The sequence below is a fragment of the Streptomyces sp. NPDC006174 genome, assembly GCF_040614075.1.
In the GTDB taxonomy this organism is placed as follows: Bacteria; Actinomycetota; Actinomycetes; order Streptomycetales; family Streptomycetaceae; genus Streptomyces.
On record NZ_JBEXTJ010000020.1, the window covers coordinates 85652 to 100674 of the forward strand.

The window sequence follows — 15023 nt, forward strand, 5'->3', positions numbered from 1 at the left end:
GCACAGGTCCTCACCCCACCCGCTCGCAGCGGCCCCTCAGCCGATGTCCGGCGGATCGATCCTGATCCGCACCTGCTCTCCCCCGCCCTTGGCCGTACGCGCCGCCTGTGCCGCCTTCAGCGCGCCCGCGAGCGCCGCCCCGCGCCCCGGCACCACCCGGACCAGAACGCGCTCCCAGTTCTCGTCCGGCGGCGCGTCCCACGGTCTGCGCGGGCGGCCCGGCTCGGCCGACGGGACCGGCACCGGTCCCAGCAGCTCGGCCTCCGGCGGCAGGTCGGCGGCGGCGAGGAAAGATGACAGGGCCTCGGCGGGGCCGGTCACCGAGGCCATCCGGGAGACCGGCGGGAAGCGCAGCTCGGCCCGGTCCGCCAGCTCACGGCGGGCGAAGCCGGCCGGGTCCCAGCGGACCAGCGCCTGCACCGGCCGCAGCGTCGGCTCGGCGACGATCACCACCGTGCCGCCCTCGTCCTGTCCGCGCACCAGCGCGCCTGCCGCCGTCCACCGCCGCAGCGCCTCCTCCCCCGCCCGCAGGTCGGGCCGGCCGAGCATGGCCCAGCCGTCCAGCAGCAGCGCCGCCGCGTAGCCGCCCTCGGCGACAGGTTCGGCGCCGGGCGTGGAGACGACCAGCGCCGGAGCCGCGGGCACCGCGTCCAGGATGTGGTCGCGGCCCGAGGTGCGGACCGGCACGGCCGGAAAGGCGCGGCCGAGCTCCTCGGCGGTGCGGCGGGCGCCGACGATCTGAGCGCGTAGCCGGTTGGAGCCGCACTCCGCGCACTGCCAGGCGCGCTCGGCCTGGCCGCACCAGGCGCAGTTCAGGTCCTGCTGGTCCGGCGCCTCCAAGGGCCCGGCGCAGTGGCGGCAGCGTGCAGGGGTGCGGCAGCGTTCGCAGGCGAGGCGGGGCGCGTAACCCCGGCGGGGCACCTGGACCAGGACCGGGCCGGTGCGCAGGCCGTCACGCACGGTCTGCCAGGCGAGGCTGGGCAGCCGGGCGGAGCGGGCGGCGCCGTCCCGGGCCAGCTCGCCGTCGCCGACCGTACGGATCAGAGGCGCGGCCCGCCGCAGCTGCTCCCGGTCCGCGAGGAGCGGCAGCGCCCAGCCGCCCTCCACGAGCTGCGCCGCCTCCACCGTGCAGGTCGTCCCGCCGAGCAGGAAGGCGGACCGGCCCTGGGTGGCCCGTAGCTCCAGGACCTCGCGGACGTGCGGGAAGGGGGCGTTGGTGTCGCTGTGGCTGGAGTCCCCGTCGTCCCAGACGGCGACCAGGCCGAGGTCCCGGACCGGCGCGAACATGGCGGCGCGGGTCCCGACGACGGCCCGCACCGAGCCCCGCCGCACCGCGAGCCACTGGCGGTAGCGCTTCTCGGGCCCGGAGTCGGCGGTGAGCACGGCGTGCCGGCCCGCGCCGAGCACCTCGGTCAGGGCGGCGTCGACCCGTGCGGCGACCCGCCCGTCCGGGACGACGACGAGCGCGCCGCGCCCGGAGGAGAGCGTGGCCGCGACGGCTCGGGCGATCTCCGCGGGCCAGTGCGGTCCCGGCAGGGCCGTCCAGACGGCTCGGGGCGCACCACCTTCGGCCAGGGCCCGGAGGAAGGCGGGACCCTGTCCGTACCGCTCCCAGGTGCCCGGCTCCGGGGCCGGAGGCGGCGGCAGCGGCTCCGGCGACGGCTTGGACTCGGCGCGGCCGTTGCGAGGCGGCACGGCGAGCTGGAGGACATCGGCGAGGCTGCCCGCGTACCGGTCGGCCACCGCCCGCGAGAGCGCCAGCAGCTCGGGCCCGAGGACCGGTTCCGGGGAGACGACGTAGGCGAGGGCGGCCAGCGTGCCCTGGTAGTCGGACTCGGCGCGGCGCTCGACGATGAACCCGTCGATCAGGCCGCCGCCCTCGCGCCGCCCGCTCTGCACGTTGTGACGCCCGGCGCCGAACCGCACCCGTACGCGAACGCCGGGCTGGGCGTCGGCGTCCAGCTCCTCGGGCACCGCGTAGTCGAAGAACTGATCGAGGTGGAGGACGCCCTTGTTGACCAGCACTCGGGCCACGGGCAGCTCCTTGGCGAGCGCGGCGCCGCGCCAGGTGCGCGGCTTGGCGCGCGGCACCTTCGCCCGGCGCACGGTCTCCCGGATCAGCGCAAGCTGCTCCGGCGCCCCGGCCCCGGGCTCGGCCGCCCCGGCTCCCGGTTCGGCGGACTGCTCGTTCTCGCTGCTCACAGCCAAATTCCTACCAGACGGCACTGACAGCGCCGACCGCGCGCAGAGCGGCGGGGCCCGGCCACCGCGTTCGGTGTCCGGGCCCCGCTGTCGTGCACGGTGCTGCTAGAGGCCGGCGGCCGCGCGGAGGGCGTCCACGCGGTCGGTGCGCTCCCAGGTGAAGTCCGGGAGCTCACGGCCGAAGTGCCCGTACGCGGCGGTCTGGGCGTAGATCGGGCGGAGCAGGTCGAGGTCCCGGATGATCGCGGCCGGGCGGAGGTCGAAGACCTCGCCGATCGCGTTCTCGATCTTCTCCGTGTCGACGGCGGCGGTGCCGAAGGTCTCGACGAAGAGGCCCACCGGCTCGGCCTTGCCGATCGCGTAGGCGACCTGGACCTCGCAACGGGTGGCGAGCCCGGCGGCCACCACGTTCTTCGCCACCCAGCGCATCGCGTACGCGGCGGAGCGGTCGACCTTGGACGGGTCCTTGCCGGAGAAGGCGCCGCCACCGTGGCGGGCCATGCCGCCGTAGGTGTCGATGATGATCTTGCGGCCGGTGAGGCCCGCGTCGCCCATCGGGCCGCCGATCTCGAAGCGGCCGGTCGGGTTCACCAGGAGGCGGTAGCCCTCGGTGTCCAGCTTGATGCCGTCCTCGACGAGCTGCGCGAGCACGTGCTCGACGACGAACTCGCGGATGTCGGGCGCGAGCAGCGAGTCCAGGTCGATGTCGCTGGCGTGCTGCGAGGAGACGACCACGGTGTCCAGACGGACCGCCTTGTCGCCGTCGTACTCGATGGTGACCTGGGTCTTGCCGTCGGGACGGAGGTAGGGGATGGTCCCGTTCTTCCGTACCTCGGACAGGCGCCGCGAGAGGCGGTGCGCGATGTGGATCGGGAGCGGCATGAGCTCCGGGGTCTCGTCGCAGGCGTACCCGAACATCAGGCCCTGGTCGCCGGCGCCCTGCTTGTCGAGCTCGTCCTCATCGCCCTCGACCCGCTTCTCGTACGCGGTGTCGACGCCCTGCGCGATGTCCGGCGACTGCGCGCCGATGGAGACCGAGACGCCACAGGAAGCACCGTCGAAGCCCTTTTTGGAGGAGTCGTAGCCGATCTCCAGCACCTTGTTGCGCACGAGGTTGGGGATGTCGGCGTAGGCCTTGGTCGTGACCTCGCCCGCGACATGCACCAGACCGGTGGTGATCAAGGTCTCGACGGCGACGCGCGAGGCGGGGTCGTCGCGCAGGAGCGCGTCGAGAATCGTGTCGCTGATCTGGTCAGCGATCTTGTCGGGGTGACCCTCGGTGACAGATTCCGAGGTGAAGAGACGGCGGGACACATCGCTCCCTGGGGTTGCAGCGGCTGCTGGCTGATCATGGGTGGCACGGCCGAGAGCTGCGCTCGGTGCGTACCGTCGACCAGTTTATCGGTCACGCCCGGCCACCGGGGCAGGCGTCTCGCCCTTTGGAGCGCGACAGCCCGTGACACGGCGGACACCTGAAGGATAATCCACCGTTCCGGACGGTGGTTACATCCCGTTATGAACCACTCTGGCTCGGCCGGAGGGTTGATTGTCACATCTGCTGGAATCTTCCCGAAACCAGATCCCAGACCGTGTCGGCGAGCGCTTCCTTGGGTCCGTACGGCACCGGGGTCTCGGTTCCGTCAGCGGCGAGGACGACCGCCTCGTTCTCCTCGGAGCCGAAGGTCTTGCGCTCGCCCACCTCGTTGACCACGAGCAGATCGCATCCCTTGCGGCGGAGCTTGGCCCGGCCGTTGGCGAGGACGTCGTCGGTCTCGGCGGCGAAACCCACCACGAGCTGACCGGGCCGGGCCCGCTCGGTGGCGACCTCGGCGAGGATGTCGGGGTTGCGGACGAGCGGGACGACGGGCGCCTCCTCGCCGTCCTTCTTCTTGATCTTGCCGGAGGCGTACGCGGCGGGCCGGAAGTCGGCCACGGCCGCCGCCATCACCACGACGTCCGCGTCGGCGGCCGCCTTGAGGACCGCCTCCCGCAACTGGACCGCCGTGCCGACCCGTACGACATCGGCCCCGGCCGGGTCGGGCAGGCCGGTGTTGGCCTCGATCAGGGTGACGCGCGCGCCGCGGGCCACGGCCGTGCGCGCCAGCGCGTAACCCTGCTTGCCGGAGGACCGGTTGCCGAGGTAGCGCACCGGATCCAGGGGCTCGCGGGTGCCGCCCGCGCTGATCACCACATGGCGGCCGGCGAGGTCGGGCTCGGTGACCCCGCGCGCCAGCACCCGGCGGCAGACCTCGAAGATCTCGCCCGGGTCCGGGAGCCGGCCCTTGCCGGTGTCGACGCCGGTGAGCCGTCCCACCGCGGGCTCGATGACGACCGCGCCGCGGCGGCGCAGGGTCGCCACGTTCTCCTGGGTGGCCGGGTGCTCCCACATCTCGGTGTGCATGGCGGGAGCGAAGACCACCGGACAGCGGGCGGTCAGGAGCGTGTTGGTGAGCAGGTCGTCGGCGAGACCGTGGGCGGCCTTGGCCAGCATGTCGGCGGTGGCCGGAGCGACGACGACGAGGTCGGCGCCCTGTCCGATCCGTACGTGCGGCACCTCGTGCACGTCGTCCCAGACCTGGTCGGAGACGGGGTGGCCGGAGAGCGCGGACCAGGTGGCGGCGCCGACGAAGTGCAGCGACGAGGCGGTCGGGACGACCCGTACATCGTGCCCGGACTCGGTCAGCCGGCGCAGCAGCTCGCACGCCTTGTAGGCGGCGATGCCCCCGCTGACCCCCAGGACGACCTTCGGCTTGTCCACTGCGTCTCCCCGCACTCGGCACCGTACAACGTGCTCTCCATGCTGCCTCACCGCACCGAGCGTGTTCACCCGGCCCCGGACACACCTCAGGCCCGGCGGACGGGCCGCCGGGCCTGATGGGGTGCGAGGGGCTGTCCTGCTACTGCGCGGGGCCCTCGATGGGCTCCGAGGTCAGCAGGCCCGCGTTGATCTCGCGGAGCGCGATCGAGAGCGGCTTCTCGTGCACGTGGGTGTCGACGAGCGGACCGACGTACTCAAGGAGACCTTCGCCGAGCTGCGAGTAGTACGCGTTGATCTGACGCGCGCGCTTGGCGGCGTAGATCACCAGGCTGTACTTCGAGTCGGTGGCCTCGAGGAGCTCATCAATCGGCGGGTTGATGATGCCCTCGGGCGTGGTGATGGAAGAGGACACTCTCTGCCTTCCGAAGGGGGTGTAGATCAAAGATCCGAGAGATCTGATCGATCGCGGAGATCTAGGCCTGAAGCATCAAGGCTAGCAGCTCGCGCGCGACATCCTCGACGGAGGTGTTGACGAGCGTCGTATCGAACTCGGCCTCGGCGGCCAGTTCGACCTTCGCGGCGGCGAGCCTGCGCTCGATCACGTCGGGCGCCTCGGTGCCCCGGCCGGTGAGCCGGCGCACCAGCTCCTCCCAGCTGGGCGGGGCCAGGAAGACCAGGCGCGCGTCGTCCATCGACTGGCGGACCAGCCGGGCGCCCTGGAGGTCGATCTCCAGCAGGACCGGTTCACCCGCCTCCAGGCGGTCGAGCACGGCACGGCGCGGTGTGCCGTAGCGGTTGCCCGCGAACTCGGCCCACTCCAGCAGCTCACCGTTGGCGATGAGCTTGTCGAACTCCTCGTCGTTCACGAAGAAGTAGTGCACACCGTTGCGCTCCCCGGGGCGCGGCTTACGGGTCGTCGCCGACACGGAGAGCCAGACCTCGGGGTGCACGGTGCGCATATGAGCGACGACCGTGCTCTTGCCGACCCCTGACGGGCCGGAGAGCACGGTCAGCCGCGGACGTACGTCCGGGGGTACGGGGGACGTCCCCCGGGATGTTGCAGCCATGGAGCGATTATCCAGGTTCTCAGGAGTGCCTGAGAACGCAGGACGGATCGGCGGCGGGAACGTCAGGCAGGGCTGCCGCCGAACTCCCGCTCCAGGGATGCGATCTGGTTGGAGCCGAGCCCCCGGACCCGGCGGCTTTCGGAGATGCCGAGACGCTCCATGATCTGCTTGGCACGGACCTTGCCGACGCCCGGCAGGGACTCCAGGAGGGCGGAGACCTTCATCTTCCCGATGACGTCGTTCTCCTGGCCCTGCTTGATGACCTCGTGGAGGGAGGCGCCGGAGTGCTTGAGTCGATTCTTTACCTCGGCCCGCTCCCGGCGAGCCGCGGCGGCCTTTTCGAGCGCGGCTGCGCGCTGTTCAGGGGTAAGGGGCGGAAGAGCCACGCCTACGTCACCTCGGATGTCGATCTGTCGGATACGGACCGGTGGGAGAGCTGGACGCCCTCCACCAGGTGAGCGACGAACACGGTGTGCTCGGCTGCTCTCGACGGAGACTAGCGGCCAAGGCCGCTGTAGTCAGCGAGAACAGACGAAAAGTCCTGGTCAGCCTTGGCCGACCAGGACATTTACCGCATAACCACCGGGTTTCCGGTCAGTAATTCGTCAGCAGCCCGTAAACGTGCCAGGGTCAACTGCCGGAGACGGCATCGCGGACCTCGTCCGCGAACCGCTCGGCCGCTTCGCGCAGCCCTGACGCGTCCGGACCGTGGCGCAGCACGCCCCGGCTCACGCTCGGCACCACGTTGCCGACCGCGTCGCCGAACACCGCCGGAAGATCCGCCGGGGTCGCTCCCTGGGCACCGATGCCGGGCGCGAGGAGCGGTCCGTTGATCGCCAGGTTCACGCCCGCGTCGCCGAGCGTCGCCCCGACCACCGCACCGACCGAACCGAGCGGGGCCGCTCCCGCGTTCTCCGCCGCCATGTGGTCGAGCATCAGCTGGGCCAGCGAGCGGCCGTCGGCAGCGGTGGCGCGCTGGACCTCGGCGCCCTCCGGGTTGGAGGTGAGCGCCAGGACGAAGACGCCGGCGCCGGAGACGGCGGCCGCGTCCAGGGCCGGGCGCAGCGAACCGAACCCGAGGTACGGGGAGACGGTGACGGCGTCGGAGAAGAGCGGGGAGTCCTTGTCCAGGTAGGTCGCCGCGTAGGCGCCCATGGTGGAGCCGATGTCGCCGCGCTTGGCGTCCATCAGGACCAGCGCCCCGGCGGACCGCGCCTCCTCGACGGCCTTCTCCAGTACGGCGATGCCACGCGAGCCGAACCGCTCGAAGAACGCCGACTGCGGCTTGAGGACGGCGACCCGGTCGGCCAGCGCCTCCACGACGGTCCGGGTGAAGCGCTCAAGGCCCGCGATGTCGTCGTTGAGCCCCCAGGAGGTGAGCAGGGAGGCGTGCGGGTCGATGCCGACGCAGAGCGGCCCGCGGGTGTCCATGGCGTGGCGCAGGCGCGCGCCGAAGGGTTCGAGCGTCACAGGGCGGCCTTCTTCCGGGTCTCGGCGCCGACGGCCTCGGCGAGGGTGGCGTACGGGGATGCGGCGAGCCTGGCGGCGAGGCCCTTATGGATCGCGCGTGCGTAGAAAGGGCCCTCGTAGATGAAGGCGCTGTAGCCCTGTACGAGGGTGGCTCCGGCCAGGATCCGCTGCCAGGCGTCCTCGGCGCTCTCGACGCCCCCGACGCCCACCAGGGTGATCCGGGTCCCGACGCGGGCGTACAGGCGGCTCAGGACGTCCAGGGAGCGCTCCTTGAGGGGTGCGCCGGAGAGTCCGCCGGTCTCGGCCACCAGTTCGGAGGCGGACTTCAGGCCGAGCCCTTCGCGGGCGATGGTGGTGTTGGTGGCGATGATCCCGTCGAGGCCCAGCTCCACGGCGAGGTCGGCGACCGCGTCCACGTCCTCGTCGGCGAGGTCCGGGGCGATCTTGACGAGGAGCGGGACGCGGCGGTCCGTGACGGTACGGTCGGCGGCCTCGCGTACGGCGGTGAGCAGCGGCCGCAGCGACTCGGTGGCCTGGAGGTTGCGCAGGCCCGGGGTGTTGGGCGAGGAGACGTTGACGACGAGGTAGTCCGCGTGGGCGGCGAGGGCCTCGGTGGACTTCACGTAGTCGGCGGCGGCCTCGGCCTCCGGCACGACCTTGGTCTTGCCGATGTTGACGCCGACGGTGGTGCGGAAGACCGGGTTACGGGAGGCGAGACGGGCGGCGACGGCGGCGGAGCCCTCGTTGTTGAAGCCCATCCGGTTGATCAGCGCGCGGTCCGCGACGAGCCGGAAGAGGCGCTGCTTGGGGTTGCCGGGCTGCGGTTCACCGGTGACGGTGCCGATCTCGATGTGGTCGAAGCCGAGCATCGTCATGCCGTCGATCGCGACCGCGTTCTTGTCGAAGCCGGCGGCCAGCCCGAAGGGACCGTGCATACGGAGGCCGAGCGCCTCGGTACGCAGCTCCTTGTAGCGGGGCGCGAGAGCGGCGGCGAGGAAGGTGCGCAGGACGGGGATGCGGGCGGCGAGGCGGATCCAGCGGAAGGCGGCGTGATGGGCCTGCTCCGGGTCCATCCGCTTGAAGACCAGCCGGAAGAAGAACTTGTACATGGAGTGATGTCCTAGGTGCTCGGTGTGCTCGACGGGGCCCGCGAAGAGGGGGACACCGTTTCCGGTGTCCCCCTTCGTGAAGCGGCTAGTCGCGCGCCGCGGTCAAGTGCTCGGCGTGTTCCTGGAGGGAGCGGACGCCGACGTCGCCGCCGTTGAGGGCGTCGATGCCCTGGACGGCCGCGGCGAGTGCCTGGACGGTGGTCAGGCACGGCACGGACCGGGCGACGGCGGCGGTGCGGATCTCGTAGCCGTCGAGGCGGCCGCCGGTGCCGTAAGGCGTGTTGACGATGAGGTCGACCTCGCCGTCGTGGATGTGCTGGACGATGGTCTTCTCGCCGTTGGGGCCTTCGCCTTCGGACTGCTTGCGCACGACGGTGGCGTTGATCCCGTTGCGCTTGAGGACCTCGGCGGTGCCGGAGGTGGCCATCAGCTCGAAGCCGTGCGCGACGAGCTCACGGGCCGGGAAGATCATCGAGCGCTTGTCCCGGTTGGCGACCGAGATGAACGCCCGCCCGGACGTCGGCAGCGGCCCGTACGCACCGGCCTGCGACTTGGCGTACGCCGTACCGAAGACCGAGTCGATGCCCATGACCTCGCCGGTGGAGCGCATCTCCGGCCCGAGGACCGTGTCGACGCCACGGCCGTGGATGTCGCGGAAGCGCGACCACGGCATGACGGCCTCCTTGACGGAGATCGGCGCGTCCAGCGGCAGCGTGCCGCCGTCACCGGTCTTCGGCAGCAGGCCTTCGGTGCGCAGCTCGGCGATGGTCGCGCCGAGCGAGATGCGCGCGGCGGCCTTGGCGAGCGGGACGGCGGTGGCCTTGGAGGTGAAGGGAACCGTACGGGAGGCGCGGGGGTTGGCCTCCAGGACGTAGAGGATGTCCCCGGACAGCGCGAACTGGATGTTGATCAGCCCGCGCACGCCGACACCGCGCGCGATGGCCTCGGTGGAGGCGCGCAGCCGCTTGATGTCGAATCCGCCGAGCGTGATCGGCGGCAGAGCACAGGCCGAGTCGCCGGAGTGGATACCGGCCTCCTCGATGTGCTCCATGACGCCGCCGAGGTACAGCTCGGTGCCGTCGTACAGCGCGTCGACGTCGATCTCGATCGCGTCGTCCAGGAACCGGTCCACCAGAACCGGCCGGGTCGGGCTGATCTCGGTGGACTCCGCGATGTACGACTCCAGGCGCGCCTCGTCGTACACGATCTCCATGCCGCGTCCGCCGAGGACGTAGGAGGGGCGGACGAGGACGGGGTAGCCGATCTCGTCCGCGATGGCCTTGGCGCCGGCGAAGGTGGTGGCGGTGCCGTGCTTGGGTGCGGGCAGCCCGGCTTCGGCGAGGACCTGGCCGAAGGCGCCGCGGTCCTCGGCGGCGTGGATCGCCTCCGGAGACGTACCGACGACGGGCACGCCGTTGTCCTTGAGGGCCTGGGAGAGGCCGAGGGGCGTCTGGCCGCCGAGCTGGACGATGACGCCGGCGATCGGGCCGGCCAGCGACTCTGCGTGGACGATCTCCAGGACGTCCTCCAGCGTGAGCGGCTCGAAGTAGAGCCGGTCGGAGGTGTCGTAGTCCGTGGAGACGGTCTCCGGGTTGCAGTTGACCATCACGGTCTCGTAGCCGGCGTCGCTGAGCGCGAAGGAGGCGTGGACACAGGAGTAGTCGAACTCGATGCCTTGGCCGATGCGGTTGGGGCCCGAGCCGAGGATGATCACCGCGGGCCTGGTGCGGCTCGCGACCTCGTTCTCCTCGTCGTAGGAGGAGTAGAAGTACGGCGTCTTCGCCGCGAACTCGGCCGCGCACGTGTCAACCGTCTTGTAGACCGGGCGGATGCCGAGCGCGTGGCGGACCTCGCGCACGACGTCCTCGCGCAGGCCACGGATCTCACCGACCTGCGCGTCGGAGAAGCCGTGCCGCTTGGCCTCGGCGAGCAGCTCGGGCACGAGCTTGTCGGCGGCGGCAAGCTCGTCGGCGATCTCCTTGATCAGGAAGAGCTGGTCGACGAACCACGGGTCGATCTTCGTGGCGTCGAAGACCTCCTCCTGCGTGGCTCCGGCGCGGATCGCCTGCATGACGGTGTTGATACGGCCGTCGGTCGGACGTACCGCTTCCGCGAGAAGCTCGGCCTTGTCGCCGACCGGGCCGGTGAAGGCGAACTGCGAGCCCTTCTTCTCCAGCGAGCGCAGCGCCTTCTGGAGGGCCTCGGTGAAGTTCCGGCCGATCGCCATCGCCTCGCCGACCGACTTCATGGTGGTGGTGAGGGTCGAGTCGGCGGAAGGGAACTTCTCGAAGGCGAACCGAGGTGCCTTGACGACGACGTAGTCGAGGGTCGGCTCGAAGGAGGCCGGGGTCTTCTCGGTGATGTCGTTCGGGATCTCGTCCAGCGTGTAGCCGACGGCGAGCTTGGCGGCGATCTTGGCGATCGGGAAACCGGTCGCCTTCGACGCCAGCGCCGAGGAGCGGGAGACGCGCGGGTTCATCTCGATGACGATGACCCGGCCGTCGGCGGGGTCGATCGCGAACTGGATGTTGCAGCCGCCGGTGTCGACGCCGACCTCGCGGATGATCGCGATACCGACATCGCGCAGCCGCTGGTACTCGCGGTCGGTGAGCGTCATGGCGGGAGCGACGGTGATGGAGTCGCCGGTGTGGACGCCCATCGGGTCGAAGTTCTCGATGGAGCAGACGACCACGACGTTGTCGTTCTTGTCGCGCATCAGCTCCAGCTCGTACTCCTTCCAGCCGAGAATGGACTCCTCCAGGAGCACCTCGGTGGTCGGCGACAGGGTCAGGCCCTGTCCGGCGATGCGGCGCAGCTCCTCCTCGTCGTGGGCGAAGCCGGAGCCGGCGCCGCCCATGGTGAAGGAGGGGCGGACGACGACCGGATAGCCGCCGAGGGTGTCGACGCCGGCGATGACGTCGTCCATGGAGTGGCAGATCACGGACCGGGCGGACTCGCCGTAGCCGATCTTCTCCTTGACGGCCTCGACGACGCCCTTGAACAGGTCGCGGTCCTCGCCCTTGTTGATCGCCTCGACGTTGGCGCCGATGAGCTCGACGCCGTACTTCTCCAGCACGCCCTGCTCGTGCATGGAGATCGCGGTGTTCAGCGCGGTCTGGCCGCCGAGCGTCGGCAGGAGCGCGTCGGGGCGCTCCTTCGCGATGATCTTCTCGACGAACTCCGGCGTGATCGGCTCGACGTACGTGGCGTCGGCGATCTCCGGGTCGGTCATGATCGTCGCCGGGTTGGAGTTGACCAGGATGACCCGCAGGCCCTCGGCCTTGAGGACACGGCAGGCCTGGGTGCCGGAGTAGTCGAACTCGGCGGCCTGGCCGATGACGATCGGACCCGAGCCGATGACCAGGACGGACTGGATATCGGAGCGCTTAGGCACGCTGGCCCTCCATCAGAGAAACGAAACGGTCGAACAGGTACGCGGCGTCGTGCGGGCCGGCGGCCGCCTCAGGGTGGTACTGGACGCTGAAGGCGGGCCGGTCCAGGAGCTGGAGGCCCTCGACCACCTGGTCGTTCAGGCAGACGTGCGAGACCTCGGCGCGGCCGAACTCCGTGTCGGAGACCTTGTCCAGCGGCGCGTCGACGGCGAAGCCGTGGTTGTGCGCGGTGACCTCGACCTTGCCGGTGGTGCGGTCCTGCACCGGCTGGTTGATGCCACGGTGGCCGTACTTCAGCTTGTACGTGCCGAAGCCGAGCGCGCGGCCGAGGATCTGGTTGCCGAAGCAGATGCCGAACAGCGGAGTGGACCGCTCCAGAACGCCCTGCATCAGCGCCACCGGGTGATCGGCGCTGGAAGGGTCGCCGGGGCCGTTGGAGAAGAAGACGCCGTCGGGCTCGACCGCGTACACCTCCTCCAGTGTCGCCGTGGCGGGCAGCACGTGCACCTCGATGCCGCGCTCCGCCATCCGGTGCGGCGTCATGCCCTTGATGCCGAGGTCCACCGCCGCGACCGTGAACTTCTTCGTGCCGATCGCCGGAACGACGTACGCCTCCTTGGTGGCGACCTCGGCCGACAGGTCCGCGCCCGTCATCTCCGGCGCCTGGCGCACCTTCGCCAGCAGTGTGCCCTCGTCCGCGATCGCGTTCCCGGAGAAGATGCCGACCCGCATCGCACCGCGCTCGCGCAGGTGGCGGGTCAGAGCGCGGGTGTCGACGCCGCTGATGCCGACGACGCCCTGCGCCGCCAGCTCCTCGTCCAGCGAGCGCTGCGAGCGCCAGTTGGACGGCTTGCGGGCGGGGTCGCGGACGACGTAACCGGAGACCCAGATACGGCCCGACTCCGGGTCCTCGTCGTTGACGCCCGTGTTGCCGACGTGCGGGGCCGTCATGACGACGACCTGGCGGTGGTACGACGGGTCGGTCAGCGTCTCCTGGTAACCGGTCATGCCGGTGGAGAACACCGCTTCGCCGAAGGTCTCCCCCACGGCCCCGTAGGCACGGCCGCGGAAGGCGCGGCCGTCCTCCAGGACGAGTACGGCGGGGGTCCGGGCCCCCCGGGTGGAGATCGTCATCGTGCGGTGCCTTCCGTAGTGGTGCTGGTGAGTTCCGTGGCGGCCGGGACGCCGGCCAGCCGGTTGACGGCGTCGACCCAGGCCTGGTGCTCGGCCGCGCGGTCGGAGCGGAAGCCGGAGTCGATCAGGGTCTCGCCGTGCGCCCAGGTGATGATCAGCAGGCCGCCCTCGGGGAGGACCTTGCCTGCCAGTGCCTGGTCGAGACGGGCCTCGCGCAGGGCCTCGGCCGGGATGAAGAAGTCGGCGGCGCCGGGGCGTACGACGTCCAGGCCGCGGGCGGTCAGCGTCAGCTCGGTCCGGCTGCGGGTGCCGAGGCCGTGCGCGACGATCCGGTCGAGCCAGTGTCCGGCGGTGGTGGAGGCGTGGTAGCGCCCCGCCAGCGTCAGCAGCGTCTCGTCGTCGGCGAAGCCCTCGGGCGTGGCCGCGAGCTCGGGCAGGTCGGACTGGAGCCGTCCGCGCCATTTCCAGCCCTCGCGCATCAGCCAGTAGACGAGGGCGATGAAGACCAGCAGGCCGATCACCCAGGCGATGCGGGCGGACCAGTCCGTCACTTCCGCCGACTTCTGCTCGGCGGCCAGGAGGTACAGGGGGGTCAGAGTTGTCACGCGAGCTTCCCGTCGACGACCGTGGCACGGCCCCGCAGGAAGGTATGGGTGACGCGGCCCGGCAGCTCACGCCCCTCGTACGGGGTGTTCCGGCTGCGGGACGCGAAGCCTGCGGGGTCCACGGCTCCACGGTATGCCGGATCGACCAGCGTGAGGTTGGCGGGCTCACCCGCCGAGACGGGACGGCCGTGTCCTTCGAGACGGCCGATGGCCGCGGGACGGAACGACATGCGGTCGGCGACGCCCGCCCAGTCGATCAGGCCGGTGTCCACCATCGTCTGCTGGACGACGGAGAGCGCGGTCTCCAGGCCCACCATCCCCATGGCCGCCGCCGCCCACTCGCAGTCCTTGTCCTCGTGCGGGTGCGGGGCGTGGTCGGTGGCGACGCAGTCGATGGTGCCGTCGGCGAGCGCCTCGCGCAGGGCCATGACGTCGGCCTCGGTGCGCAGCGGCGGGTTCACCTTGTAGACGGGGTTGTAGGAGCGGACCAGCTCGTCGGTGAGGAGGAGGTGGTGCGGCGTGACCTCCGCCGTGACGTTCCAGCCCTTGGACTTGGCCCAGCGGACGATCTCCACGGAGCCGGCGGTGGAGAGGTGGCAGATGTGGACGCGGGAGCCGACGTGGGCGGCGAGGAGGACGTCGCGGGCGATGATCGACTCCTCGGCGACGGCGGGCCAGCCGCCGAGCCCGAGTTCGGCGGAGACGACGCCTTCGTTCATCTGGGCGCCCTCGGTCAGGCGCGGCTCCTGGGCGTGCTGGGCGACGACGCCGTCGAAGGCCTTCACGTACTCCAGGGCGCGGCGCATGATCACCGCGTCGTCGACGCACTTGCCGTCGTCGGAGAAGACCACCACTCCGGCGGCCGAGTCGTGCATCGCGCCGAGCTCGGCGAGCTTCTTGCCCTCCAGGCCTACGGTGACGGCTCCGACGGGCTGGACGTCGCAGTAGCCGGACTCCTTGCCCAGGCGCCAGACCTGCTCGACGACGCCGGCGGTGTCGGCGACGGGGAAGGTGTTGGCCATGGCGTGGACGGCGGTGAAGCCGCCCGCCGCCGCGGCCCGGGTGCCGGTGAGGACGGTCTCGGAGTCCTCACGGCCAGGCTCGCGCAGGTGGGTGTGGAGGTCGACGAGGCCCGGCAGCAGGACCTGGCCGGCCGCCTCGATGACGGTGGCGCCGTCGGGGGCCTCGATGGCGGTGGCCACCTCGGCGACGGTCTCGCCGTCGATCAGGACGTCCCTAGGCTCGCCGCCGAGGATCCGCGCACCGCGGATAAGGATCTTGCTCAT

General features: G+C 71.2%; 12 protein-coding genes. All 12 read right to left on the reverse strand.

Annotated elements, in window-relative coordinates; translation table 11 throughout:
* Positions 1–36: 36 nt before the first annotated feature.
* Positions 37–2202, reverse strand: coding sequence for a primosomal protein N' (locus ABZ267_RS32285; protein WP_356754258.1), 2166 nt, complete (start codon positions 2200–2202; stop codon positions 37–39).
* 105 nt (positions 2203–2307) lie between these two features.
* A complete protein-coding gene (gene metK, locus ABZ267_RS32290; protein WP_030573012.1) occupies positions 2308–3516 on the reverse strand; it encodes a methionine adenosyltransferase in 1209 nt (402 codons plus the stop codon).
* Positions 3517–3751: 235 nt separating this feature from the next.
* A complete protein-coding gene (gene coaBC, locus ABZ267_RS32295; protein ID WP_356754260.1) occupies positions 3752–4960 on the reverse strand; it encodes a bifunctional phosphopantothenoylcysteine decarboxylase/phosphopantothenate--cysteine ligase CoaBC in 1209 nt (402 codons plus the stop codon).
* A 139-nt stretch (positions 4961–5099) separates the two neighbouring features.
* Positions 5100–5372: a DNA-directed RNA polymerase subunit omega gene (gene rpoZ, locus ABZ267_RS32300; protein WP_015607348.1), complete on the reverse strand. Its 273-nt coding sequence runs from the start codon at positions 5370–5372 to the stop codon at positions 5100–5102.
* A 61-nt stretch (positions 5373–5433) separates the two neighbouring features.
* Positions 5434–6027: a guanylate kinase gene (gmk, locus tag ABZ267_RS32305; RefSeq protein ID WP_356754262.1), complete on the reverse strand. Its 594-nt coding sequence runs from the start codon at positions 6025–6027 to the stop codon at positions 5434–5436.
* 62 nt (positions 6028–6089) lie between these two features.
* Complete coding sequence (locus ABZ267_RS32310; RefSeq protein WP_003970367.1) at positions 6090–6413, reverse strand: integration host factor; 324 nt, start codon at positions 6411–6413, stop codon at positions 6090–6092.
* 244 nt (positions 6414–6657) lie between these two features.
* Entirely contained in the window at positions 6658–7497 is an 840-nt protein-coding gene (pyrF, locus tag ABZ267_RS32315) for an orotidine-5'-phosphate decarboxylase (protein ID WP_356754264.1), read from the reverse strand.
* Positions 7494–8606: a quinone-dependent dihydroorotate dehydrogenase gene (locus ABZ267_RS32320; RefSeq protein WP_356754266.1), complete on the reverse strand. Its 1113-nt coding sequence runs from the start codon at positions 8604–8606 to the stop codon at positions 7494–7496. The genes pyrF and ABZ267_RS32320 overlap by 4 nt, the downstream gene beginning before the upstream one ends.
* Before the next feature lie 85 nt (positions 8607–8691).
* On the reverse strand, positions 8692–12000 hold the full coding sequence (gene carB, locus ABZ267_RS32325; RefSeq protein ID WP_356754268.1) for a carbamoyl-phosphate synthase large subunit: 3309 nt from the start codon (positions 11998–12000) through the stop codon (positions 8692–8694).
* Complete coding sequence (carA, locus tag ABZ267_RS32330) at positions 11993–13132, reverse strand: glutamine-hydrolyzing carbamoyl-phosphate synthase small subunit (protein ID WP_356754270.1); 1140 nt, start codon at positions 13130–13132, stop codon at positions 11993–11995. Before carA ends, carB begins: the two co-directional genes overlap by 8 nt.
* Positions 13129–13737, reverse strand: a complete 609-nt coding sequence (locus tag ABZ267_RS32335; protein ID WP_356754272.1) for a hypothetical protein — start codon at positions 13735–13737, stop codon at positions 13129–13131. Before ABZ267_RS32335 ends, carA begins: the two co-directional genes overlap by 4 nt.
* The gene (locus ABZ267_RS32340) at positions 13734–15023 is read right to left on the reverse strand and encodes a dihydroorotase (RefSeq protein ID WP_356754273.1); all 1290 of its coding nucleotides are present in this window, start codon (positions 15021–15023) and stop codon (positions 13734–13736) included. The genes ABZ267_RS32335 and ABZ267_RS32340 overlap by 4 nt, the downstream gene beginning before the upstream one ends.